Raw genomic sequence first — 24,596 nt, forward strand, 5'->3', positions numbered from 1 at the left:
GCTGACGCCACACCCGGCGTCCCAGATCGCACCGAGAACGTTACGCACACCCCGCCAGCCATGCCCACAGATCGTCGCACCGTTCACTCAATCGTACCCATGTTCGCCAAAGCGGCTTGTGTGCCCAGCAGTTGTGAACCCCCACTCGTTCTGCCCCGGTCCGTCGAACCGGGCGTCCCCAGGACGGATACGACCGTCTCCGGATGTTCCGGGTCACGCTGCTCCGGGAGGGCCCGCCGCAGCGCGGTCACCGCCGCGAGCCGTTCGGCCCGGGAACCCTGACCGGCGATCGTCCGCAAACCGGTCGCGGGTGGAGGTCAGTCCGGGCGCCCGCAGCAGCAGCTTCCCGGCCGCCTCGACGAGCTCCGACCGCACCTCCCCGTTCGGCTCCGAGTCCGACCGTGCCCACAGCGCCTCACTCACCGCCTCCGCCTCCCCGGCGGCGTGCGAAAGCGGCTGGGCAACCGCCCGGCGCACCCCCGGATCGGAGTCGTCCAACAGCGTGAGCAGCACGGGCAGCGCCCCGGTCCACGCCGCGGACCAGCCCGGGTCGACGAACCGGCGATCCGCCTCCCAGCAGCCGACCCGGGCCAGACTGCCGACGAGTTGCAGCAGTTCCTCGCGGACCGTCACCACGGGGTCGGCGGCCATCGCCACCAGATACGGCAGCAGCGGCGGCGCGGCCGGACAGATCTGACCGCCCTGGTGGTAGACGGAGGTGAGCATCTCCTCCACCGCGTCATCCGCACGCTCCGGCGCGTACACGTCGCGCACCCAGCCCGGCACCTCGACCGCGGGGCCGTACACATGCGTCAGCGCGGCCCAGTCGGTCCGGTCCAGTCCGTCGAGCGTGCGGGGGTCAGGCGGCGCGGAGGTCATGATCCGGATTCTGACAGCCGCAGCCGGTCCTCCGCGCCTGTCCTTCTCACCCCTTGAGCGCCGCCTTCATCATCTTCTGCGCGATCGGCGCCGCCAGCCCGTTGCCGCTGACCTCCGAGCGGGCCGAGCCCGAGTCCTCCACGACCACGGCGACCGCGACCTCCTTGCCGGTGGACGTCGACTTCGCGTACGAGGTGAACCAGGCGTACGGCGTGTTGCTGTTGCCCACGCCGTTCTGCGCGGTGCCCGTCTTGCCGCCGACCTCCGCCCCGTCGATCCGGGCGTTGGTGCCGGTGCCCTGCTCGACGACGGTGACCATCGCGCTGCGCAGTTGCTCGGCGGTCGAGGCGGAGACGACCCGCTTCGTGTCGCCGTCCGCGAACTCCTGCAGGGTGTTGCCCTCGGAGTCCGTCACCTTCGACACCATGTGCGGGGCCGCGAGCTCACCGCCGTTGGCGAGGGCCGAGGAGACCATGGCCATCTGCAGCGGGGTCGCCGTGACCTCGAACTGGCCGATGCCGGTCAGCGCCGTCTGCGCCTTGTCCATCCCCGACGGGTAGAGGCTCTCGGAGGCGCGCACCGGGACGTCCAGCTTCTCCGTGTTGAAGCCGAACTTCTCGGCCATCGCCCGCACCTTGTCCTGGCCGAGATCGGCGGCGGTCTTCGCGAAGACGTTGTTGCAGGAGTACTGGAGCGCCGTGCGCAGCGTGGCGTTCTCGCAGGGGGCGGACGCGCTCTCGTTCCTCAGGACCGTGGTGGTGCCGGGCAGCGTGTACGGGTCGGGGCTGTCCGTGCGCTCGTCGACCGAGCTGTAGAGACCGTTCTCCAGCGCCGCCGACGCCACCACCAGCTTGAACGTCGACCCGGGGGCCAGCGGCTGCCGCAGAGCACGGTTGGCCAGGGGCTTGTCCTGGTCGGATAGCAGCTTCTGCCACACGTCGCCGTCGTTCGTCCCGCTGATCTTCGACGGGTCGTACGAGGGGGTGGAGACCATGCCCAGGATCTTCCCGGTCGCGGGGTCGATCGCGACGGCCGCGCCCTTGTCGTTGCCGAGCGCCTCGTACGCCGCCTTCTGCACATCCGGGTCGATCGTCGTCAGCACACTGCCGGGCGAGGTCTGCTTGCCCGTCACCACGTCGACGGGGTTCTTCAGCCGGTCGTCCGTGCCGTCGAGCACATGGCTGTAGATCCCTTCGAGCTGGGTGGCGCCGTACGCCTGCGAGCTGTACCCGGTGACGGCGGCGTAGAGCTCGCCCTGCGTGTACGTGCGTTTGTACGCGAGATCGCCGCCCTGGGTCCTCTTCGATCCGGTGACCGGTGATCCGGCCACGACGATGTCACCGAGCGGCTGCGCGTACTGCGCGATGGTGTTCCGCCGGTTGTGGTCGTTGTCCGCGAGTGCCTGGGCCTGGTACGCCTGCACCCAGGTCGCCCGCCCCAGCAGGGCGAGGACCAGCAGCAGGCAGAAGACCGAGGTGTGCCTGATTGTTCTGTTCATCCCGCTGGAGGGACGAGCGGCGGCGTCGGGCGCGTTCCCGTCTGTGCCGCTTCTCACCCATTCTTCATACTGCGCGCCGCGGGGCCCGGGTCAGCCGGGCGTGATGAACCCCGACTCGTACGCCGCGATCACCGCCTGGGTGCGGTCCCGGGCTCCGGTCTTCGCCAGTACCGCCGCCACATGCGTCTTCGCCGTGGCCGGCCCCACCCGCAGCCGTTCCGCGATCTCGCCGTTGGACAGTCCTGTCGCCATCAGCCGCAGCACCTCCGTCTCCCGTTCGGTGAGCCGGGCCACCCAGGGCGGTGCGGCGGACGCGTGCCGCCTGCCGTACTCGGCCGCCAGTCCCCGTACCGCCGACGGGAATAGCAGGGAGTCGCTGCGCGCGACCAACCGCACCGCCTGGACCAGGTCCTCGGCCGCCGCACGCTTCAGCAGGAAGCCCGCGGCTCCGGCGCGCAGGGCGTCGTACACGTAGGAGTCGTTCTCGAAGGTGGTGACGACGACGATCCGCGGGGGCGCGTCGAGCGAGCCGAGGATCTGCTCGGTGGCGCGGATCCCGTCGACCTCCGGCATCCGTACGTCCATCAGCACCACATCGGGGCGCAGCTCCCGCACGACGGAGACGGCCTCGGCGCCGGTCGCCGCCTCGCCGACGACCCGCAGGCCGGGTTCGGCTTCGAGGATGACGCGCAGGGCCGTGCGGACCATGCGTTCGTCGTCGGCGACCACGACCCGGATACCGGTGTTCATCGCTTCTCCTGTGCGGGAATGTGCAGGGGCAGCCGGGCGGTCAGCCGCCATCTGCCGTCGTCGTGCGGTCCGGCCTCGGCGCGGCCGCCGAGCAGGACGGCCCGTTCGGCGATGCCGCGCAGCCCGCGGCCGCCGCCGGGCCGCACCACCGGTGCCCGCCCGGACAGCGGGTTGTCCAGGGTGATCGCCAGCTCCTTGTCGCACACCGCGATCCGCAGCTCCACCGGAGCCTCCCGCCCGCCGTGCCGCAGCGCGTTGCTCAGCCCCTCCTGCACGATCCGGTACGCCTCCCGGGACACGGCGGTGGGGGCCGCGCCCGGATCACCCTGGACGACGTACGACACGGGGACCCCGCAGCGGCCCAGCAGCCCGTCCAGCGCGTCGAGCGCCGGACCCGGCAGCCCATCCTCCCCGTCGTCCCCCTGCCGCAACAGGCCCAGTACGGAGTCGAGTTCACCGACCGTGCGCCGGGTGGTCTCCTCGATCGCGGTCAGCGCCTCGCGTACGAACTCCGGGTCGCTGTCCAGCACCCGGCGGGCCGCACCCGCCTGGAGCGTCACGGCGCTGAGCGCGTGGCCGACCGAGTCGTGCAGCTCCCGGGCCAGCCGGTTGCGCACCGCCAGGTCGGCCGCCCGGCGTTCGGCTGCGGCCAGCCGGTCCTCGGGGGTCGGGCCCAGCAGCACCGGAGCCCGGCGGGCCAGCAGCGCCCCGGCCGCCGCCGCGCAGCCGGCCAGGGCGACCAGCATCGCGAGCCCGGCGAACGGTGCCAGGGCCAGGATCCACGGCCGGGTCAGTGCCCGGGGCAGATCGAGCACCGCCGAGTTCCGTACGGAGGAGAGGAACGGCAGCGTCATCACGGCCACCGCGAAGGGTGTCAGCGCCAGCGTCATCCCGCTGATGACGGCGCCGAGCGCCAGATGCAGCGTGAACCAGCCCGCGGTCCGTACCCTCGCCTGCCGGGTCCTGGCCGGACCGTCGGCGAGCCGCTCCGCGGGGACACCGCACAGGGCGCGGACCGCGGCCACCGACAGCGGCCGGGCGAGCGGGAAGAGACCGGTGACCGCGGCCATCGGCAGGGCGTACGCGAACGCGGTCAGTTGCAGCGGCAGCGAGTTGAAGGCGTTGCCGTCGCGGTTGTACGTGCCGACGACCACGGTGCCGACCAGGAAGTACGGCATCAGCAGCGCGCCGCCGATGATCAGGTGCAGCCAGCGCAGCCGGGCCCGCCGGCCGAGGAGCAGGGTCACGCGGACGGCCCGGCGGGCTTCGTCGCCGCAGCGCGTTCCGCGAAGAAGCAGGCGCCCAGGGCGGCGACCAGGATCCCGACCAGCATCTGTACAGCGTAGGTGAGTTGCGTCCCGGCCGCGGGCCGGCCGGCGATGTCGTCGACCGGGCCCAGCGCGACGATGCACAGATAGCCGCCCCAGCAGCCCAGCACCCCGGAGCCGGCCCATGCCAGCGCGAGCGGCACCTTGAGGGCGAGCGCACCGCGGCGGCGGAGGGCGAGCAGCAGGATTCCGGCGACGGTGACGGCCGTGAACACCGTATGGACCGCTTCGAGGGCGTAGAAGTCGCTCGTACGGTCCGCGATCCGGGTCTCGTTCAGACCGGCGGTCGATCCGGTCGCCCAGAGGAGATGGACCGTGCCGGGCACGAGCGCGAGCAGTGAGGCCACGACCGCGACGACGCGCAGCGCCGGTCCGGTCGGGCTCTGTGGCAGGTCGCTCAGCCTGCCCTGCCACAGATGACCCCAGCGGTCCCTGGCGTACAGGACGAACAGGGCGCCGAGGGTGAGGCCCTGGACGATGAAGCCGGTGTAGACGACGACGTAGACCCACGCGTCGAGGAAGGGGCGCCCGTGACCGCCGGACCCGGCGGTCGTCCCTCCGAACGCCTTCACCAGTAGCTGCAGCGGGAAGCCGGTCATGATCGGAAGCAGCAGCCCGGTCGCCACCCACATCGGTACGGTGAGCAGCCAGGCCGGGACCCGCCGCCCCCATGGCCGGGTGAGCAGCAGGGCGAGGACGACGACCGTGCAGTCCAGCAGCGCCGACGCACTGTTGGCGACGAGCATCGCGGTGCGGTGGTCGAGCAGCGTGCTGCCGGCGGGGACGCCGACGTGACTGCCCGCGATCCAGGCCGCCTTGAGCGAGACGTACGGCAGGCAGGCGGCGATCGCGAGGGCGCGGAGCACGGCGCGGGCCCGGCCGGTGGGCGCGGGCGGCGCCTGTGCGGTCGGGTGAGCGGGCGCCGTCGGTGTCTGTGTCATGACACCCACGCTCGCGCGCCCTGTCCGCCCGCGCGTCCTGCCCGGCGACGATCCGTCTCCGCCGCGCGGCGGAGACGGCCTCACCCGGCTCTCAGCCCAGTGTGAAGAGCAGTTCGTCGGTCAGCTCGCCGCGGGCGTGTGCGAAGCCCCGGTCCTTGCCCGTGACGGTGAACCCGCACTTCCGCAGCACCCGCACCGAACCGGCGTTGTCGGCCGCCGCCCGGGCGTGCAACGGCCGTTCCGGTACGGCCTCCAGCAGCGCCCGGAGCGCGGCGGTCGCGAGCCCCCGGCCCCAGTGCGCCCGGTCGATCCAGTACGTGACCTGCCGGTCGCCCTCGGACCCGTACACCCCGGCGTTGCCCACCACCGCGCCGTCGGCGAGCACCGTCCGCATGATCACGGTGCGACTGTTCAGGATCCGCGCCCAGTGGGCCTCGAACGCGGGCCGGTCGCCCGGGTCCTCACTGGTGAACGCGGCCGTCCGGACCGACTCCGGATCGGACATGTAGGCGAAGAAGAGCGGCACATCGCTGTCGCGTACCTCGCGCAGCGTCACCTCGGGCGCGCCCACGGGTCAGAGCCTGCGGGTGGCGAGCGTGAGCCGGTCCCGCGCGTCGAACAGCGCGTCCTTGACCATCTGCTCATGCGCCGGGGTGAGCCGGGCGACCGGCACCGAGCAGCTGATCGCGTCCCGCGCCGGCGTCCGGTACGGGATCGCCACGCCGAAGCAGCGCAGCCCCAGGGTGTTCTCCTCGCGGTCCACCGCATACCCCTGCTCGCGGATGAGGTGCAGTTCCTCGATCAGCTTCTCGCGGTCGGTGAGGGTGTGCTCGGTCAGCGCGGGCAGCGTCTCCGGCAGCATCTTGCGGACCTGCTCGTCGCTGTGGGTGGCCAGCAGCGCCTTGCCGAGCGAGGTGGAGTGGGCGGGGAGCCGGCGGCCGACGCGGGTGAAGGGGCGCAGATAGTGCTGGGACTGGCGGGTGGCGAGGTAGACCACGTTCGTACCGTCGAGACGGGCGAGGTGGATGGTCTCTGTGGTGTCGTCAGAGAGTCGGTCGAGCGTCGGGCGGGCGGCCGCGACGACCTCGTCGCCGTCGATGTACGAGGTGCCGACCAGCAGCGCCCGGACGCCGATGCCGTACCGGGTCCCCGTCGCGTCGGTCTCGACCCAGCCCAGCTCGACCAGGGTGCGCAGCAGCATGTAGAGGCTCGACTTGGGGTAGCCGACCGCCTCCTGCACGGCCGCCAGCGAATGCATACCGGGACGCCCGGCGAAGTACTCGAGCAGTTCCACCGTCCGTACCGCGGACTTGACCTGTGCCCCACCTGACTCGGCAACCGACATCGCCCTCGCCCCTTCCAACCCACTTCTTGCCAACACTGAACGCCCGGAAATAGAGTCCCTACATATTCACGATCAGGAACTCTGTTCAGAATACCGAACAACTTCTGATGTGTGGCAGAGGACCGGAAGGAAACACGGTGGCAGCAGCACCAGTCTGGAGCGTCGACCCCCGCACCGGGAACCCGCGTGAGCAGGTTGCCGTGGAGGCTACAGCGGAGGAGGTCGACCGTGCGGTGCGGGCCGCACACGCGGTACGCGAAGCGCTCGCCGACCGCACCGTACGCGCCGCATTCCTGCGTACCGCGGCGGATCTGCTCACCGAGGCCGGGGAGCACGTCATCGAGGCCGCCGACGCCGAGACCGCGCTGGGCCCGGCCCGGCTCACCGGTGAACTCGCCCGCACCGTCGCCCAGCTGCGCGCGTTCGCCGAGGTCGTCGACGAGGGCGCCTTCCTCGACATCCACATCGACCACGCGGACGCCACCCGGACCCCGCCGTGGCCCGACCTGCGCCGCTACAAGATCCCGCTCGGCGTCGTCGCCGTCTACGCGGCCAGCAACTTCCCGCTCGCCTTCTCCGTCCCCGGCGGCGACACCGCCAGTGCCCTGGCGGCCGGCTGCCCGGTCGTCGTCAAGGCGCACCCCGACCACCCGGCCACCTCGGAGCTCTGCGCCTCCGTGCTGCGCCGGGCCGCCGCGAAGGTCGGGCTGCCCGAGGACGTACTGATCCTGGTGCACGGCTTCGAGGCGGGCGTCGAGCTGGTCAAGCACCCGCTCGTGACCGCCGCCGGGTTCACCGGCTCCATCCGAGGCGGGCGGGCGCTGTTCGACGCCGCGGCCGCCCGGCCGGCCCCGATCCCGTTCCACGGCGAGCTCGGCTCGCTCAACCCCGTCGTCGTCACCGAGGCGGCCGCCGCCGAACGCGGCGAGCAGATCGGTGCCGGGCTCGCGGGCTCGATGACCATGGGCGCGGGCCAGTTCTGCACCAAGCCCGGCTTCGTCCTGGCCCCGGCCGGCGAGACCGGCGACCGGTTGCTGAAGGCGCTGACCGAGGCGGTCAGCGACAGCGAGGCCGCGGTCATGCTGGACCACCGGATGCGGGACGCCTTCGTCGCGGGCGTACGCGAACGGGCCGAACTCCCCGACGTGGACGCCCCGGTCACCCCCGGCGCGGGCGGCGACCACACCGTCTCCGCCGGCTTCCTGACCGTACCGGCGCGGCTGCTCGCCACCGAAGGACCGCACGACGCGCTCCTGGAGGAGTGCTTCGGCCCGGTCACCGTCGTCGCCCGCTACGCCTCGGAGGACGAGATCACCGCCGTCCTCTCCCGGCTCCCGGGCAATCTCACCGCCACCCTCCAGATCGCCGAGGAGGGCACCGACGCCGACGCCCCCGGACTCCTCGCGGCCCTCACCCCGCTGGCCGGCCGGGTCCTCGTCAACGGCTGGCCGACCGGCGTCGCCGTCGCGCCAGCCCAGCACCACGGCGGCCCCTACCCGGCCACCACCTCCACCTCCACGTCGGTCGGTGCCACCGCGATCGAACGCTGGCTGCGCCCGGTCAGCTACCAGACGACCCCGGAGGCCCTGCTTCCGCCGGAACTGCGCGAGGACAACCCGCTGGGCCTGCCGCGCCGCGTCGACGGGCGCCGCCCGTGGAAGGTGTAGGCGCCGCCGGTGCACGGTCGTCACCCGCGCGTCCGGTTCCTCGTGGTGCCGTCGCCTTGTCGGGTGGGTGGTGGTCCGTGGCCCCTCCGGGGTGTCTCCTCGGGCGACGGACGTTCGGCGGGTACGCGAGGGAAGCCCGGGTCTTTGTTCGTCACCCCGCGGGGACTCCCCTGCGCGGCCCCGGACCGGCCGTCCCGCGGGTGCGGCCATGCGTGCCACCGGGTCACAGACGCGGGTGATGCGGGGGTGGGGCCGTGCAGGGGAGTCCCCGCAGGGGCTGGCGTACGTGCCGGGTTCGTCCGCGGTGCCGGCTTCCGCGCCAGTCCCGAGGAGACGCCCCGGAGGGGCCCCACCCACCCCACCACCCGGCAGACGCGGGCCCACCCCGTTGCCGGGCGGCACGCCCCGAGCCCGTCCGGCGATCGAGAACGGAACCGGCCCCCCACCGTCGCCCGCCTCACGCTCGTGGCCCCCGCACGACACGGCGGCCCGCGCCTCGTTCAGCAGACTGCCCGCCGAGCGGGCCGGGGCAACCGCGGGCCGCCCGGTGGCGTCCCTCCCCGCATGATCAGAACTGCCACGCCCGCCGATCTCGACGTCATCGTCCAGCTGCACACCGAGGCCCGCGCCACCTACTACCGGGGGCACCTTCCGGAGGAGGAGTACGCGGGCGCCGTGGAGGTCGGGCGCAGCCGCGGCGGCTGGTCCCGTGCGATAGACCGCCCCGACGCCACCGTGCTCTGCGCGGAACGGGACGGGACCCTCGTCGGCATCGCCGCCTACGCTGTCCGCGAAGGCGATATGACGCTCACTCAGCTCCATGTCTCGCCGGTCCACTGGCGTACGGGGATCGGCACCGCACTCCACACCGCCTGCGTCGACGCCTGGCAGCGGGCCGGAGTGGACAGCGCCCGCCTGGAGGTCTTCGTGCACAACACCCGTGCCCAGGCCTTCTACGTCCGGCACGGCTGGACCCCCGACCCCGAGCACCCGCGCCACGGTTCCCATCTGGCGCTGCGCCTCACGGTCGGCCCCTGATCCCGGCGGACGAGGAATCCCTCCTCGCGGCCCTGCGCGCGGACGCGGCGTCCCCTCGCACCTCGGACGGCGCCGGACTGCGCCTCGCCGGACTCCTCACCGCCGTCGCCGAGGTGTGGGAGCCGGACTTCGGCGACGTGACCGACGACGACGTGCTCGACGCCTTGGAGGACGACGCGGGTTTTGCCGTCGGTGAGCCCTGCGCCGGCCGGGCCGGATATCTCTCCCCGGCGCGCGCGGCCCTGCTGCCGGAGGGCATGACGGCCGGGCGCAAGGAGCTCGGCGTCGGAGGCGTACTCCTCGACATCGCTCCGTACGGCAACGTGAAGGACGTACTGCAGGCCGATCCGCGGTTGCGGGACGCCGGTGCGCTGCGGCCGCTGCCGCGCCCGATGGGCCGTCACGCGCCGGCGCTGCAGCTGCCTCTCTCTGCGGTACAGGAGACAGAAGACGGCCCCTGGCCGGCAGTGACGCCGGCCAGGGGCTCCTTTACGCGATCAGGCTGTGCTGACCGGCCTACGTCAGCCGTCGTTCTCCGCCGACGGGATGAACGCGCCCGGCACGTCCTGAGGAGCGTAGATCTTCTTCTCGCCCGGGTACGGCTTCTTCCAGTTGTACCGCTCGTACCAGGCCAAGTGGTTCATCTGCGCCGGGGGAGCGTAGTCCGGCACGGCCTGGGGACCGGTCAGCCGCTGCTTCGACTTCCACTGGTCCCACTCGGCGGCGACGTTCTTCATGTCCGCCGGCACCGAGGCCGCCGGCACGGCCTCCGCCTTCGGGTTCTGCGCCGCGGGGGTGTCCAGACCACAGGACGGCGCGCCGTTCTTCACACCGTCGGTCAGCGAGACCCGGTTGGGCAGCGCGGTGAACGGCGTGAAGTCCGGGCTCTGGGTGAACGCCGCAGCCATCGGGGTGGCCGCGGTGTCCTTCTGGTTCATCGGCTGGACCCCGAGGATCTGCTCGATGGTCCGCATCATGTTGATCTGCGAGTAGTAGTGGCTGTCCACCGTGCCGTGCTTGGCCCAGGGGCTGATGATCTGGACCGGGGCGCGGTGGCCGTCGACGTGGTCGGTGCCGGCCTGGGAGTCGTCCTCGACGACGAAGATCGCCGAGTCCTTCCAGTACTTGCTGTGCGAGATCTCGTCAACGATCTTGCCGACGGCGAGGTCGTTGTCCGCGACCTGGGCGGCACCGCTCACCGGGCCACCGGTGTGGTCGCTGGAGAGCCAGAACATGTTCAGGTTCGCCGGACCGTTCTTCTGGAAGTCCTTCTTCCAGATCTCGGCGCGGTAGACGTCCGGGACGCTGGTGTCGAACTTCGGGTAGCCGTGCACCGACACGTCGTTGAGCGACGGGATCGGCGAGGTCGAGTTCAGCGGGTAGGCGGTGTCCTGGCCGGTGGCCGCCATGTTCTTGGTGTCGCAGTACAGGTTCTGCCAGCTCGCGCCCGACGGCTTGGTCAGGAACTGCTGGAACTCACCGAAGTTGCGGACGGACTTGCCGGCGTCCTGCGCACCGGTCCAGATGAAGCCGGTCCGCTGGTGGCCGAGGGCGTCGTCCTCGGTGTCGTAGCTGCGGGTGTACTCACCGGCGGAGGACTCGGTGTACTCCGGGTTGTCGGACTGCATCAGCCAGTTGTGGCCCTCGGCGGAGTTCGTGCCGATGTCGTACGTGTTGTCGTACAGGCCGAACTGCCTGGCCAGGGCGTGCTGGTTCGGCGTGACGTTCTCGCCGTACTGCGCCAGCGACGGGTCGCCGTTGCCCTCCGGCATGTCACCGAAGACCTGGTCGTAGGTCCGGTTCTCCTTGACGAGCAGGAAGACGTGCTTGATCGTCGAGGGGTCGCCGAGCTTGACCGGGACCGGCACCGGCTTGGCCGGGGAGCCGTCGGACTTCTTGAGCGACTCGCCGTTCCAGCCGTTCTGCTTGAAGACCTTGCCGGTGTAGGACCTGATCACGCTGTCGTCGGGCAGCGTGAACTTCTGCACGCTCGACGTCGTGTCGTGGGTGCCGTGACCGCTGGCCTTACGGCGCGCGTCGATACCACGGGTGTTGGAGACGTAGACCTGGTCGCCGACGGTGGTGATCTCCGACGGGAAGTAGTCCGTCGGGAGCAGGCCGACGTAGCTCACCGGCTCCTGCGCGGAGGTGTACTTGTAGACGGCGACCGCGTTGGCACGGCCGAGGGTCACCAGCAGGTGACCGTCGTCGGTGAGGGTCACCGCGTCGGGCTCGTAACCCACCGAGGCCTTGGCCCACGGCTGGGTGGCGATGGTCTGGACGACCTTGTCCTTCGCCGTGTCGATGACCGACACGTCGTTGGTCGCGGTGTTGGTGACGAACAGCGTCCCGTTCTTTGCGTACAGGGCGGTCGGGTGCAGACCGACCTCGATGCTTGAGGGGGCGGCGTCCTGGTTCGCCAGGTCGATGACGCTGACCGTGCCGCTGGTGGTGGCAGCGGTCTTCTGGTCGGCGAGTACCTGCGTGCCGTACGAGTTGATCGTGGGCTCGCCGGGCTTGGCCGGGCGGCCACCCTCGTTGCTGACGTAGAGCTTGTCGCCGACGACGATCATGTCGCGCGGGGCGTTGCCCACGGCCCAGCTCTGCTTGACGGTCCCGGTCGCCGCGTCGATGGAGACGACCCGGTTCTGGCCGTTGACCGCGGAGTACACGGTCTTGCCGTCGGCCGAGAACACCGCCTCGCCCACCAGGGCCTTCTTGGAACCCTGAGCCGGGATGGTGACGGTCCTCGGGCTGGAGACGCTGCCGTCCGCGTTCACGGTGAACACGGTGTAGCCGTCCGGCTGGCCCAGCCACAGCTGCTTGCCGTCGGGCGAGTACGTCGGGCCTTCCTGGCCCACGTTGTTGCTGCTGATGCGGGGGTTGGACGACGCGGCGTTGCTGACGAGCTGCTGCTTCTTCCAGTTCTTCAGGTCCACGATGGCCAGGGCCGCGCCACCGTCGGTGACCGAGGCGGCCATGTGCGTGCCGTCCGGGCTGACCGAGGACGACATGATCTTGCCCTCGTTGATGACAAGACGGTCGCCGTACGGGGCGATGTACTGGTTGCCGGAGACGACCTGGCCGTCGGCAGTGACCTGACCGACCTGGTCCGTGCCGAACTGGTGGGTCTGCGCGAACGCCGTGCCGGCGACCACGAGAGCGACGGCGGTGGTGCCGGCCGTCAACAGCGGTATCCGGCGGCCGATGAGTCTACCGAGGAGGCTGATCCGAGCTTCCTCAGCGAGCTTGCGGCGGCGAGTCACCTGCATTGAATGTTATCCCTTCGGGGTGGTGTCGAGCAGCTCGACGTTGCCGTCGAACTGCCACAGCGGGTTCGGTGCGTCACCTTCGGGGGTCCGCACCAGGAAGTAGCCGTTCACTTCCTTCGGTCCATCGCCATCGGCCATGAACCGCCCGTCCGGAGTGACGTCGAGTTGGTAGATGGCCTGTCCTGAGGCCTCGACGCCGGGAAGATGCCAGGTGACGACGCAGCGCCAGTCGTTGCCCGGGCCCTGCGCTGCGACCCTGGTGCTTCCCTTGTTGCACGCCGCCGTGGCCTTCAACTGGGCCTCGGTGACGGCGGGTCGGTTGAGTAGGTCGGTCTGCATGCGGTACAGGTGCGCGAACGCCGTGGCGACCGAGCGCTGCACCTTGTCCTGCTCGATCCCGGAGCCCGTCGCCGAGGTCGTCGCGGCGACGACCGCGAACGACACGGCGGCCACCCCGACGAGCGGCAGGACTCCGACGGTGATAGCGCGGCGGCCCGAACCGTCGTGGGTCGGGTTGGTGAATTCGCGCCGTACGAAGAGCACGTAGGCCAGCGCCGTCGCGACCACGGCCCACACGAGGCTGACGACGATGCCGATCAGCAGCGGGCCGAGCTGCTGCGGGCCGGTGAACAGTCCGTTCCAGGAGATGAAGGCGTAGCTGGGCAGGGCGACCCGGACAGCCACGGGGAGCGGCAGCATCTGGGCGACCGCCATCGCGAGCGAGACGAGTACGGGCACCAGCAGCCCCATCGGGGAGCGTCCCAGCGTGACCGACCCGAGGAAGCCGAGCGCGGCGAGCGCCAGGGTCGGAGCGAGGACGCAGATCCAGGAGAGCAGGACCTGAACGGCGGCGTCCGACGGCGCCAGGAGGTGGCCGTCGAGGCCGACCAGCGGCTGGTTGCCGACTGCGAGGAGGCCGCCGGCCGTGCTGGAGACCGCGAGCCCGGCCACGAGCAGCAGCAGGACGGTGAGGCTGGCGGCTGCCTTCGCCACGAAGATCCGCCGAGGCGAGCGGACCGCCACGAGCAGCTGGCGCCAGGTGCCGAGCCGGTCCTCGGAGGCGAACACGTCACCGGCCACGATCGAGGTCAGCAGCGGGAGCGCCCAGGCCCCCGCGAAACCGAGCATCACCAGCGGCCCGGCCCACCCGGAGGCGTGCATCCAGCGCCCGAAGAGGGTGTCCACGGGGAGCGTGGCCTGCTGGCTCACGCCGGCGACGAAGAGGGCGGGAACGATCCAGCAGGCGAGGACCAGCAGGCGGATCCGCCACTGTGAGACGAGCTTGACGAACTCGAAGCGACAGACGCGGGTGACGGGGACGCGAGGGCCCCTGGTCACCTGCTCGTGTTCCTGTTCCTGTTCCCGGCTCGGGGTGAGGGCCGCGGTCATCGGCCGGCCTCCTGCTGTTCGGTGAGGGCGAGAAACGCGGCTTCGAGCGGCGACACCACGGGGGCGAGCTCGCGCAGTGCGATGCCCGCGTGCACCAGCCCCGCCACCAGTTCGTCGAGGGCGGGCACCTGCGCGCGCACGACCAGCGTCTGGGCGTCGTGCCGTACGTCGGCGTCGTCGACGACCTGGATCCCGGCCGTGTCGACAGCCAGTCGGCGGGCGGCCCGCGGGTCGGAGGTGAGCAGCCGGTAGTCGAGTTCGCGGTTGTCGGTGGCCAGCTTGCTCAGCGGGCCGGAGAGGACGACGCGTCCGGCAGCGAGGATGGTCACCTCGGAGCACAGCGCCTCGAGGTCGTCCATGTTGTGGCTCGAGAGCACGACGGCGGTCCCGTCGGCCGCGAGCCGGTTGAGGACACCGTGCACGTGCTTCTTGCCCGCCGGGTCGAGGCCGTTGGATGGTTCGTCGAGCACGAGCAGCCGGGGCTTGGTCAGCAGGGCGGCGGCGAGTCCGAGCCGCTGGCGCATGCCGAGGGAGAAGCCGCGGGTGCGGTCGTCGGCGACGCCGGTGAGGCCGACCTCGGCGAGTACGTCGTCGACTTCCGCTGTGCGCGCGTCGTGGCCGCGGAGTGCGGCCAGCGCGGCGAGGTTCTGCCGTGGGGTGAGCGAGGGGTAGAGAGCGGGACTGTCCACGAAGCCGGCGACACCGTCGGGAGCGTCGAGTGCCCGCCCGACCGGTGTGCCCAGGACCTCGAGGCGACCGCTGTCGGCAACCGCGAGTCCCAGCAGGATGCCGAGCAAGGTCGTCTTCCCGGCGCCGTTCGGTCCGACCAGGCCATGGATCTGCCCCTGAGTCACATCGAGGTCTATGCCGTCGAGCGCGACCACGTCGCCGAAACATTTCGTGACACCGCGAGCCCGGATGGCGATGTGTGTGTCCATGAACCCCTTCTTTCAAAACCTTCAGTGACCTTAGGGACGGCGCACAGCGCAGGCAGGGGCAGCCAGTTGAATATTCGTGTAATGGGAATCGACCGGCAGACGCCGCACCGATGCCTCGCCGGTAGCCGTCACAGGCACCTTTTCGATGCCGGATCGCAGAGCTCACCGGGCCACCGGACACGTGCGGTCGAAAGCATCGCCGCCAGTTGGATCGTGATCACGACAGGGCATCGGCAAGGCCCGTGTGCACGAAGTAACCGGCATCGAGCAGCCGGACTTGGGCCACACCTGGATGCACCGACTCTGTACGAAGTGCCGTGCCCGCAATCCGGTGCGCTGCCGGCACGAAGCGCGCCCGGGACGCACTGTGGAGGCAGTGCGCCAGTGTCGAAGGCGGCGGGTTCGGCAACACCCCTGGTCTCCAGCGGCACTTGCATGCCCACCGCGAGATCCCGCCCGCAGACGAACAGCAGATCACGCCGCCCTCGTGCGGTCCGCCGCGCGGAACGGCGCTGCGGGACGGACGGGCGCGCGGGACCGGCACCGCTGCCGGCCGGCGCGGTCGTGGGCAGCGTGGCGCCGGTGAACCAGGGCCTGTCTCCGGTTGTGATCACACTCGGCGGTCCCCTCGCCGGAGCAGGAGGAGAGTCCGGAGTGAGTTACGTCAGACCTCTCCACATCCGCGTCTGGGAGTGCGGGGCCCGCGGAGCCGTCCTCGACCGGGACATCAACGCGGCGGTCCACGTCGCCATGGCCCCCGGGACGGCGCAGGACCGGCCGTGGGCAACCGGGGGAATCAGGGCGTCCGCTCCTGCGTTGTGAAACGGGGCGGAGAGTGACTCCGCGCTGCCCGAGCCGTTCGTACGAGAACACGGAGAGAAGAAGAGACATGCGCGTCGAGATCTGGAGCGACATCGCCTGCCCCTGGTGCTACATCGGGAAGGCCCGCTTCGAGAAGGGCCTGGCGGGGTTCGCCCACCGCGATGAGGTCGAGGTCGTGCACCGGTCCTTCGAGCTCGACCCCACGTACGCCAAGGGCGACACCGTGCAGGTGATCGACATGCTGGCGCAGAAATACGGGCGCACCCGGGAAGAGGCGAAGGCCATGGAGGCGAATGTCGCGGCCAACGCGCAGGCCGAGGGGCTCGGCTACCGCACCGAGGGCCGCGACCACGGCAACACCTTCGACATCCACCGGCTGCTCCACCTGGCCAAGGCTCGCGGCCGCCAGGACGAGCTGCTGAGCCTCGCCTACCGGGCGAACTTCGCCGAGGAGCGGTCCGTCTTCGACGGTGACGTGCTGGTCGAGCTGGCCGTCGAGGCCGGGCTCGACGTCGATGAGGCGCGCGCCGTCCTCGCCGACCCCGAGGCGTACGCCGACGAGGTGCGGGCCGACGAGCGCGAGGCGTCCGAGCTGGGGGCCAACGCGGTGCCGTTCTTCGTGCTCGACCGGCGGTACGGGATCTCCGGCGGCCAGCCCGCCGAGGTGTTCGCGCAGGCGCTGGAGCAGGCGTGGAAGGACCGTCCGCTGACCGCGATCGGCTCGGACGCGGCAGCCTGCGACGCCGACGGGGCGTGCGAGGTCCCGCAGTCCGGCGGACAGAGCTGACCCGCTCCATCCCGCCCGGCTGCACGCATGAGCATTGCTTGGGGAGACCCCTCAATTCTTCATGATTGACGATGAGTTGAGGGGGCTTCAGGGTGGGTGTATGGAGATCTCCTCGCTCATCCAGGCGGTAGGCGCCGAGTTTGCGCCCAAGACCACGTATCTCAACACCTCCAGCTGCGGGCTGCTGCCCCGCCGCACCGTCGAGGCGGTGAAGGCGCTCGCCGACGAGAATGCCGCGGGCACCGGTGCGGGCGCGGGCAGCTTCGACGCCGTGGACGCCGCACGGGTCCGGTTCGCCGGGCTCGTCGGCGTCGGCCCCGACCGGGTCGCCACCGGCAGCTCGGTCGCCGTGCATGTCGGTCTGATCGCGGCCTCGCTGGAGCCCGGCGCCGAAGTGCTGGTTCCCGAGGGGGAGTTCAGCTCGGTCGTCGGCCCCTTCGCGGCCCGCGGGGATCTGCGGATGCGGTACGTCCCGCTGGACGGCATGGCCGAGGCGGTGCGGCCCACGACCTCGCTGGTCGCCCTCTCCTTCGTGCAGTCCGCCGACGGCCGCCTCGCCGACCTCGACGCGGTCCGGGCGGCGGCCGCCGCGCACGGAGCCCGGGTCCTGCTCGACGCCACCCAGTCCGCGGGCTGGCTGCCGCTGGATGCCGGGGCTTACGACTACACCGTCACGGGCGGCTTCAAGTTCCTGCTCTGCCCGCGCGGTACGTCGTTCCTCACGGTCACCGAGGAGGCCCAGGAGACCCTGCCGCCCCTCTTCGCGAGCTGGGTGGCCGGCGAGGACCGCTGGAACAGCACCTACGGTCCGATCGGCCGGCTCGCCGGTACCGCGCGCCGCTTCGACGAGGCGCCCGCCTTCCTCGCCTACCACGGCGCCGAGCACTCCCTCGCACTGCTGGCCGAGATCGGCATCGACGCCGTACACGCCCACAACACCGCGCTCGCCGCCCGGTTCCGTGCCGGACTGGCCGGGATCGGTCACGAACCGGTGCCCGGCCGGACCGCGATCGTCGCCGTGCCGGGTCTCGGCGGCCGGGAACCCGCGCTGGCGCGGGCCGGGATCACGGTCTCGGACCGGGCCGGGAATCTACGGGCGGCATTCCACCTCTACAACACACAGGCCGATGTGGACCGCGCGCTGGAGGTGCTGGCGGGCTGACCGTCCCGGCCTGCTGTCGTACCGATCCGGCGGCGCCCCGACTCGTGCAGGCAACGCACCATGTCCCGGGCGCCGTCCCGGCGTCGGCCGCCACATGGCCGGCCTCGGAGCCCTGCCCGAGCGGCTTGCCGCAGGCGACGAGCGGGACCCCGGCCTTGTGCAGCCGGGCGGCGACCGGGTCGCCGGAGTGGCTGGAGACCAGCAGGACACCGTCCGCATGACCGGCGATGTACCGCATGCTCCGGCGGCGTTCGGCCTCCGTCCCCGCGATCAACAAGCAGGCGTGTCCAGCGGCGCGCTCCGCCACTTCCACGAGCTGACGCGCTCACGCCCGGGCAGCTCGGCGCGGCCGGTGGACCAGAGCAGTACGGTCCACCGGTCGGCGTCGTCCGGGGCGTCCGGGAACAGCCGGGCCAGTACGCGGTCGCACAGATCGGCCGGCGGCGCCCAGGAGATGTCCAGGTTCCGAACGACATCGTGCGTATGCACCAGGGTCTCCACGATTCCCATCGCGGCGAAGCCCTCCGGGTCCGAGATCCCGTAGGCGTGGAACGAGCGGACATCCGCCAGGGTCGTCCGTACCATCGCCGTCAGCAGTGCTCCGCTCGCCTCCAGGGTCTGCAGCAGGCCGGCCGCACCGGCGTCGGGGTTGGCGAAGATCGCGTTGGCCGGGCCGCCCTTGCGGTCGGCTCCCCAGCGGTACGGCACCTCGCGATCCAGCGGCGGCTTCTTCGGGCCCAACTGGGCCGCGTACGCGAAGAGATCGTCGTTCAGATGCTCCACGGTCTCCCAGGAGTCCCACTCCAGTGTCCCGGCGGGCGCCCGCCAGTGGTCCTCCGGAACCTCACGGAGCGCGGCGAGCGAGAGATGGACCGCGTTGGTCACGTCGTCCGCGGTGACCGGAAGCCGGGTCGCGGTCAGCGTGGCCCGTTCCGCGGCGCTGCACTCCACGCAGAACTCATTGCCCTCGGGGTCGGCGAGCGTCGCCCAGCCCCGGCCGTTCGGCTTGCGGTGGTCGCCGACGAGCGTGGCGCCGAGGGCGAGCAGCCGCTCGACCTCCTCGTCACGGGTACGGTCCTGCGGCTGGACGTCCAGGTGGACGCGGTTCTTGCCGGCCTTGGGCTCGGGTACCGAAATGAACAGCAGTGCGGCGCCGGGGGTCTCGACGAGTGCCTCGGGATCACCGGGCCGGTCCTCGTCGGACAGCTGCGCACCGAGCACCTCGGCCCAGAAACTGCCGAGCGTGTAGGCGTCGGCGCAGTCGATGGTGACGTGTCGTACGAGTGAAGTCATGGCCTCACTCTCGCTGCTGACGGACGACCGGGTCCACCCGATTGTGCCGGTGGGCGGGGACGGCCCGGGCCGCCACCGCCCACCGCGCCACCGCCTCATCCCACCGGCGAGAAGTCCCGTGACCCGATGAACTCCGGGCGCCTGGCCGGCGCCGCGAACGGTTCCTCGGCGGCGTTCTCCACACTGTTGAAGACGATGAAGACATTGCTGCGCGGGTACGGGGTGATGTTGTCCCCCGAGCCGTGCATGCAGTTGCAGTCGAACCAGGTCGCCGAACCGGCCGGACCCGTGAAGAGCCGGATGCCGTGCCGGTCGGCCATCCTGGTCAGCGCCTGGTCGGACGGGGTGCCGGCGTCCTGCATCCTCAGCGACTTCTTGTAGTTGTCCTTCGGCGTCCCGCCCGCGCACCCGAGGAACGACTTGTGCGAACCGGGCATGATCATCAGCCCGCCGTTGGTGTCGTGGTTCTCGGTCAGCGCGATCGACACGGACACCGCCCGCATGTGCGGCAGACCGTCCTCGGCGTGCCAGGTCTCGAAGTCCGAGTGCCAGTAGAACCGTTCCTAACCAGTGCGCATGAGTGAGTCCTGGACCCACTGCTGCGTTCTGGGCGCATCCCGAACGGTGTTGGATGCGCTGGGTTCCCGCTTTCTCGTCCCGTTCGGCGGCACGCCTCCAGGGGCGTGATCCGTTGTGGGTGGGCGGGTTCCCTCACGCCCCCGGGCGCCTGGCCTGGCCTGGACGGTCCGATGCCCCGCACGATCACTCCGGTCGTGTGGGGGCGGTGCCGTCCGACGCCGGACCGGGTGTCCGAGGGCGCGTCGTCCGATCGCGATACCGGCGGCATCGTGACGGGACATCGTGCGGTGGGGGGTGGCCAGTGGTTTCTGCCAGTGCTGGGCACCCCACAGGGAGGTGTAGGCGGGGTCGACCGCGACGACCGCGAGGCCCTGTTCGGCGGCCATGGAGACCAGCCGGGCCTTGAGTTTGCCGGTCGGGATGCCGGAGATCAGCTGCCGGAACCGCTTTTTACGGCCGTGCTTCTCCCGGGTCTTCTCGGTGGTGAAGTCGAGGTCCTCGATGCCGATCGCGGCGACACCGACACGCACCGCCCAGTTGATCAGGCGGGTCAGCGCGTGGCGGAGCTGCGCGTCGCGGTGACCGGCGGTGCCGGACAGGTCGTAAGGGAAGCGGTGCGGGTCACCGACCGGATTGCCGTGCCGGTCGAGCAGGTAGGCGGCGAAGTGGTCGGCGTTGGTGTCGACGCCGATCATGCCCCGGGCGCGGGCGGCCTCCAACGGGATGGTCTTCACGACGGGGCGTTGCCAGGACGCGGTGAGGTACCAGCGGCAACGGCCGGTGTCGAGGTGGATGCGGTAGGCGACGGACCGGTTCGTGGTGATGCGGTCGGCCCACTCCGCGCCCCGGTGCGCGAACGCGATACGGGCGGTGAGGGTGTACCGGCCGTGCCGGGCGTTGGCCAGGTGCGCGAGCGGGGCAGGCAGTTTGATGCTGACTTCGCCGTCCGGGGTGACCCGGATCGTCTCGTTCCCGAACCGCTTCCCCGACTCGCCGTCAGCCGCGATGAACCAGCGCTCCGCCTCCCACCGTTCCCGCCACTGGCCTTCGGTGAGCCCGGCCCGGGCGAGATGGTGGCGGGTGTTCAGGAGACGTTTACCGCCCCGCACCACCCGGACCCGTCCGGCCTGCCGGTCGGAGACAGCGGCGGCGTGCCGGTCTTCCAGCATCGCAAGGCGACGGGACTTGCGGAACCACTCGCTCTTCGACCGGTAGCCGCCCGCGGCCCGCTTCGTTCCGCGTTTCCCGATCGGGAGGGACAGGCGGTGCCGCAGCGTCTTGATCCCGGCTTCCAGGTTCTGGATGTGCGCCGCCTGGCAGCGGCGCGCGAGCGCCCACTGGTCATTGGTGGCCTTGGTGATCGCCCCGGCGATCCGCGACGACGACACCCCGGTCAGCTCCCGCTTACGCGACGCCCAGGTGTCCGCACTGTGCTCCAGACCATCCGCACAGCGGGCCTTGAGATCACGGGAAGCGAGCGCACCCTGATGCTCACCGACCGCACGCAGCACCTTCTCGTCCTGGGACGTGAGGTGCCCCAGACGGTCCCGGATCGCCATCCCGGCAGGCCCGGACACCACGAAGGACGCCGCCAACTCCCGCGAACCACGCACCACATCACCCCCTCCCTCAAGGCCGGACAACTGCCACCCAGCCCAACGAGCAGCAGTCGCCAAGGTCACCCATTCGGCGCCAGAACTCCCGTTCCCACCCCCTCGAACCCACCGACAGGACTCACTCCCGCACCCCACAACTCACTTCAGCTCAGTAAACCGACAGCAGCCCACAACCCCGAAGTACCGAACCCCCGCTTGACGTTGATCCGCGACTGGTGGACGTACACGTCCGAACCGAGGATCTGGCGGCCAGCCCGGTCCCGCGCCGGCCGTGGTCGACGGCCACCTGCCAGACGACGAGCGTCTCGGGGCGGTCGGGTCGGATGTATCCCGTCACGAAGGCGACCGGTTCACCGGTCTGGTCGCGGGCGACGACGGAGGTCGCGGCGAAGTCACGGCACCACAGCAGGTAGCTGTACGAGGAGTTGAGGTCCAGGACCTCGGAGTCACGGGCGATACGCCAGATCGCGGCTCCGTCCTCCACTCGCGGGGTGTCGATGGTGAGGAATTCGCTTCGGGCACGTGCAAAATCTGCTGGTGCGGCGGTCATGCGAATTGAATGTACCCAGCAAATTCTGAAATTGCATCGACGCAGAGAGTTGGGTGGAACGGGTCCGTGTGTTATCACGCGGGCGCGTGCCCCGGCGCGAAGCGGTGAAGATTCCTGCCGGTATATCCGTCATTTATCCGGCAAATCTTCCCCGGATGTGGAGTCGGTCACAGAGTCGTAATTCCCCGGAGGCGCGGTCGAATTGTGTCGATCAGTGCTGTCGAAATTTTAGGGTTTAGGGTCCGGGAAAGCGGGCAAAAGAATGCGGGGAGCTGCTCTGAATTAACAGCTCCCCGCATTGGCGAATTCGTGGAGGTCCGCCGCCGGATCCCGGATGGCGGACCCTCCTGAATTTATTCGCTCGGCCAGGTTTCCGTAACGGCCCTGCGGGCAGCTTCGAAGTCGACCGGCCGGCCCTCGTCGGCCAGCGCCGCCCCCAGAGCGGCGAGCGAGGACTGCACCGCTCCACGCGTCGCGTCCACACCGTAGTGATTGACCCGGATCATCTCCTTGGACAGTGCCCCGCCACCCGCGATCAGCGGCAGCGACGGGTCGGCCGCGAGCGCCTTGGCGACCAGCCCGGCGGCGTCGATCCCCGCCGGGGCGCGCAGCGTCGTGGCGACCGGCGCCGCCTCCCGCGCCTCGTGCACGTACGGCGCCAGACCGCCGCTGAGCGCCACCGCGCCCGCCCGTGTCGCCGCGGCGGCCGCCGCGTGCCGGGCCATCAGTGCCTCCAGCCCCTCCGTCTCGATCCGCTCCACGCACGCCTCCAGCGCGAGCATCTCCAGCTGTGCGGGGGCGTGCAGGAGTGCCTTGCGGCCGCCGTCGATCCAGCGCTCCTTCCAGTCCAGGAGCGAGAGGTACGAGTGGCGGGGGGCCTCGGGGTTGGCGGCGATCCGCTCCCAGGCGCGCCCGCTCACCGACACCGCCGACACCCCGGCCGGGCCGCCCATCGCCTTCTGCGCGCCGATCACGCACAGGTCGACGCCCCACAGGTCCGGCAGCAGCGGCTCGGCGCCCACCGAGGCGACGGCGTCCAGCATGAACAGCGCCCCGTGCGCCCGGACGACCTCACCGATCTCCGCGACCGGGTTGGTGTTGCCGGTCGCCGCCTCCGCGTGGACCAGCGAGACGAAGTCGATCTCCGGGTGCGCGGCGAGCGCCTGCGCTACCTGGTCGGCGGTGACCGCGGTGTGGAAGGGCACCGCCAGATCGATGACATTGGCACCGCAGTCGCGCAGCCAGTTCCCGAAGGTCTGCCCGTACGGCCCCGTGACCACGTTCAGTGCGGTCGAACCGGGCCGGGCACCGCTCCGGATGCAGCCTTCGAGGGGAAGCAGCGCCTCGCCCTGCATGATGACGACGTCCTGCTCGGTGGCGAGGAGGCCGGCCACCCGCCGCTCGACGGCGGCGAAGTGCGCGGCGGTGAGCGGGGCGAGGTCGAGGAAGGGGTGCGTCACGGTGGTGCTCTCTTCGGATCGGGTCGGCCTGCGGTTCGGCGTGCGAACAGCGCTTGCGTCGAGAGTACCGAGGCCGCCACCGGCCGCCTCGTACAGTGCTGCCATGAGAGATCACACGGTGAAGCCGGTGCTGCATGTGAAGGGGCGGGTACTCGTCGGTCCCGACGACGTACGGGACGAGCTGTGGGCCGTCGACGGGCGGATCTCGTACGAGCGGCCGCCCGGCGCGGACGCGGCGGAGACCGTCACCGGCTGGGTGCTGCCGGGCCTCGTGGACGCCCACTGCCATGTGGGGCTCGATCACCACGGCCCGGTCGACGCCGCCACGAGCGAGAAGCAGGCGCTCACCGACCGGGAGGCCGGGACGCTGCTCATCAGGGACGCAGGATCGCCCTCCGACACCCGGTGGATCGACGACCGCGAGGACCTTCCCAAGATCGTCCGGGCCGGCCGTCATATCGCCAGGACCCGCAGGTACACCCGGAACTACGCCCATGAGATCGAGCCCGGCGACCTCGTCGCATACGTCGCGCAGGAGGCGCGGCGCGGCGACGGCTGGGTCAAGCTGGTCGGCGACTGGATCGACCGGGACGCCGGTGACCTGACCGCCTGCTGGCCGCGCGGCGAGGTCGAGGCGGCCATCGCCGAGGCGCACCGGCTCGGCGCCCGGGTCACCGCGCACTGCTTCGCCGAGGCCGCCCTGACCGATCTCGTCGAGGCCGGGATCGACTGCATCGAGCATGCGACGGGCCTGACCGAGGCCACCATTCCGCTCTTCGCCGAGCGCGGCGTCGCGATCGTCCCGACGCTGGTCAACATCGCCACGTTCCCGGACCTCGCGGCCGGCGGCGAGGCCAGGTTCCCGCGCTGGTCGGCGCATATGCGGCAGCTGTACGAGCGTCGCTACGACACCGTGCGCGCGGCGTACGACGCGGGCGTGCCGGTCTACGTCGGCACCGACGCGGGCGGCTCGCTGGCCCATGGTCTGGTGGCGGCGGAGGTCGCCGAACTGGTCACGGCGGGCATCCCGCCCCGCGAGGCGCTCTCGGCGACGGCCTGGGGTGCGCGCGCCTGGCTCGGGCGACCGGGTCTCGAGGAGGGCGCACCGGCGGATCTGGTGGTGTACGAGGAGGATCCCCGGGCGGACGTACGGGTGCTGTCGGCGCCGCGCCATGTGGTGCTGAACGGCCGGGTGATCGGATGACGCCACCGCGGCCCCGCGTTGACGGCCGGTGACCGAACGGGGCTCGCTCTCGTTGAAGCACCTCAGCGCACACCCCGG

Annotated in this window: 19 protein-coding genes and 3 pseudogenes; 6 read left to right on the top strand and 16 right to left on the bottom strand. The window is 71.1% G+C overall.

Annotated features, from left to right (window positions below; genetic code table 11):
* Positions 1-213: 213 nt before the first annotated feature.
* The 7 genes from AB0I23_RS23845 to AB0I23_RS23875 form a co-directional block, all read right to left on the bottom strand.
* Positions 214-879 carry a HEAT repeat domain-containing protein gene (locus tag AB0I23_RS23845; protein ID WP_359112067.1) on the bottom strand — a complete coding sequence of 222 codons (666 nt, stop codon included), beginning with the start codon at positions 877-879 and terminating at the stop codon, positions 214-216.
* 46 nt (positions 880-925) lie between these two features.
* Positions 926-2,377 (bottom strand): peptidoglycan D,D-transpeptidase FtsI family protein, encoded by a 1,452-nt coding sequence (locus AB0I23_RS23850; RefSeq protein WP_359112068.1) that lies wholly within the window; start codon positions 2,375-2,377, stop codon positions 926-928.
* A 90-nt stretch (positions 2,378-2,467) separates the two neighbouring features.
* Positions 2,468-3,127 carry a response regulator transcription factor gene (locus AB0I23_RS23855; protein WP_359112069.1) on the bottom strand — a complete coding sequence of 220 codons (660 nt, stop codon included), beginning with the start codon at positions 3,125-3,127 and terminating at the stop codon, positions 2,468-2,470.
* A complete protein-coding gene (locus AB0I23_RS23860) occupies positions 3,124-4,374 on the bottom strand; it encodes a sensor histidine kinase (protein WP_359112070.1) in 1,251 nt (416 codons plus the stop codon). The genes AB0I23_RS23855 and AB0I23_RS23860 overlap by 4 nt, the downstream gene beginning before the upstream one ends.
* A complete protein-coding gene (locus AB0I23_RS23865; protein ID WP_359112071.1) occupies positions 4,371-5,396 on the bottom strand; it encodes a hypothetical protein in 1,026 nt (341 codons plus the stop codon). The genes AB0I23_RS23860 and AB0I23_RS23865 overlap by 4 nt, the downstream gene beginning before the upstream one ends.
* Positions 5,397-5,487: 91 nt before the next feature.
* Positions 5,488-5,967: a GNAT family N-acetyltransferase gene (locus AB0I23_RS23870; protein WP_359112073.1), complete on the bottom strand. Its 480-nt coding sequence runs from the start codon at positions 5,965-5,967 to the stop codon at positions 5,488-5,490.
* A 3-nt stretch (positions 5,968-5,970) separates the two neighbouring features.
* The gene (locus AB0I23_RS23875; protein ID WP_037691667.1) at positions 5,971-6,741 is read right to left on the bottom strand and encodes an IclR family transcriptional regulator; all 771 of its coding nucleotides are present in this window, start codon (positions 6,739-6,741) and stop codon (positions 5,971-5,973) included.
* Positions 6,742-6,878: 137 nt separating this feature from the next.
* Here AB0I23_RS23875 and AB0I23_RS23880 point away from each other — a divergent pair, with 137 nt between their 5' ends.
* Both AB0I23_RS23880 and AB0I23_RS23885 read left to right on the top strand, forming a co-directional pair.
* Positions 6,879-8,408, top strand: coding sequence for an aldehyde dehydrogenase (NADP(+)) (locus tag AB0I23_RS23880; protein ID WP_359112074.1), 1,530 nt, complete (start codon positions 6,879-6,881; stop codon positions 8,406-8,408).
* A gap of 564 nt (positions 8,409-8,972) precedes the next feature.
* The gene (locus AB0I23_RS23885; RefSeq protein ID WP_359112076.1) at positions 8,973-9,446 is read left to right on the top strand and encodes a GNAT family N-acetyltransferase; all 474 of its coding nucleotides are present in this window, start codon (positions 8,973-8,975) and stop codon (positions 9,444-9,446) included.
* 521 nt (positions 9,447-9,967) lie between these two features.
* On the opposite strand, the gene AB0I23_RS23895 is transcribed toward AB0I23_RS23885, so the two are convergent.
* The 3 genes from AB0I23_RS23895 to AB0I23_RS23905 are packed head-to-tail and all read right to left on the bottom strand — an operon-like array spanning position 9,968 to position 15,045.
* Positions 9,968-12,718: an alkaline phosphatase family protein gene (locus AB0I23_RS23895; protein ID WP_359112077.1), complete on the bottom strand. Its 2,751-nt coding sequence runs from the start codon at positions 12,716-12,718 to the stop codon at positions 9,968-9,970.
* A 6-nt stretch (positions 12,719-12,724) separates the two neighbouring features.
* On the bottom strand, positions 12,725-14,107 hold the full coding sequence (locus AB0I23_RS23900; protein WP_359112079.1) for an ABC transporter permease: 1,383 nt from the start codon (positions 14,105-14,107) through the stop codon (positions 12,725-12,727).
* Positions 14,104-15,045 carry an ABC transporter ATP-binding protein gene (locus AB0I23_RS23905; RefSeq protein WP_359112081.1) on the bottom strand — a complete coding sequence of 314 codons (942 nt, stop codon included), beginning with the start codon at positions 15,043-15,045 and terminating at the stop codon, positions 14,104-14,106. The genes AB0I23_RS23900 and AB0I23_RS23905 overlap by 4 nt, the downstream gene beginning before the upstream one ends.
* 654 nt (positions 15,046-15,699) lie before the next feature.
* On the opposite strand from AB0I23_RS23905, the gene AB0I23_RS23910 reads away from it, so the two are divergent.
* The 3 genes from AB0I23_RS23910 to AB0I23_RS23920 all read left to right on the top strand — a co-directional run bounded on the left by AB0I23_RS23910 (position 15,700) and on the right by AB0I23_RS23920 (position 17,816).
* The gene (locus AB0I23_RS23910) at positions 15,700-15,867 is read left to right on the top strand and encodes a hypothetical protein (protein WP_359112082.1); all 168 of its coding nucleotides are present in this window, start codon (positions 15,700-15,702) and stop codon (positions 15,865-15,867) included.
* A gap of 67 nt (positions 15,868-15,934) precedes the next feature.
* The gene (locus AB0I23_RS23915; RefSeq protein ID WP_327247067.1) at positions 15,935-16,654 is read left to right on the top strand and encodes a DsbA family oxidoreductase; all 720 of its coding nucleotides are present in this window, start codon (positions 15,935-15,937) and stop codon (positions 16,652-16,654) included.
* Between the two features lie 100 nt (positions 16,655-16,754).
* Positions 16,755-17,816, top strand: coding sequence for an aminotransferase class V-fold PLP-dependent enzyme (locus AB0I23_RS23920; RefSeq protein WP_359112084.1), 1,062 nt, complete (start codon positions 16,755-16,757; stop codon positions 17,814-17,816).
* An 8-nt stretch (positions 17,817-17,824) separates the two neighbouring features.
* Here AB0I23_RS23920 and AB0I23_RS23925 read toward each other — a convergent pair.
* The 6 genes and pseudogenes from AB0I23_RS23925 to AB0I23_RS23950 form a co-directional block, all read right to left on the bottom strand.
* Positions 17,825-18,093, bottom strand: a pseudogene (locus tag AB0I23_RS23925) (LacI family transcriptional regulator); the annotation flags it as partial.
* Positions 18,087-19,109 (bottom strand): VOC family protein, encoded by a 1,023-nt coding sequence (locus AB0I23_RS23930; RefSeq protein WP_359112086.1) that lies wholly within the window; start codon positions 19,107-19,109, stop codon positions 18,087-18,089. The gene AB0I23_RS23930 and the pseudogene AB0I23_RS23925, both read right to left, overlap by 7 nt.
* Positions 19,110-19,204: 95 nt before the next feature.
* Positions 19,205-19,666: pseudogene (locus AB0I23_RS23935) on the bottom strand (phytanoyl-CoA dioxygenase family protein); the annotation flags it as partial.
* Positions 19,667-19,672: 6 nt separating this feature from the next.
* The gene (locus tag AB0I23_RS23940) at positions 19,673-21,301 is read right to left on the bottom strand and encodes an IS200/IS605 family accessory protein TnpB-related protein (RefSeq protein WP_359112189.1); all 1,629 of its coding nucleotides are present in this window, start codon (positions 21,299-21,301) and stop codon (positions 19,673-19,675) included.
* 247 nt (positions 21,302-21,548) lie between these two features.
* Positions 21,549-21,854 (bottom strand): annotated as a pseudogene (ectA, locus tag AB0I23_RS23945) (diaminobutyrate acetyltransferase); the annotation flags it as partial.
* Positions 21,855-22,207: 353 nt separating this feature from the next.
* Positions 22,208-23,314 carry a pyridoxal-phosphate-dependent aminotransferase family protein gene (locus tag AB0I23_RS23950; protein WP_359112087.1) on the bottom strand — a complete coding sequence of 369 codons (1,107 nt, stop codon included), beginning with the start codon at positions 23,312-23,314 and terminating at the stop codon, positions 22,208-22,210.
* A gap of 127 nt (positions 23,315-23,441) precedes the next feature.
* Between AB0I23_RS23950 and AB0I23_RS23955 the strand changes: the two genes are divergently transcribed.
* Positions 23,442-24,518: an amidohydrolase family protein gene (locus AB0I23_RS23955; RefSeq protein ID WP_359112190.1), complete on the top strand. Its 1,077-nt coding sequence runs from the start codon at positions 23,442-23,444 to the stop codon at positions 24,516-24,518.
* Positions 24,519-24,596: the final 78 nt, after the last annotated feature.

This window comes from Streptomyces atratus (genome assembly GCF_040655115.1).
Lineage (GTDB): Bacteria > Actinomycetota > Actinomycetes > Streptomycetales > Streptomycetaceae > Streptomyces > Streptomyces atratus_D.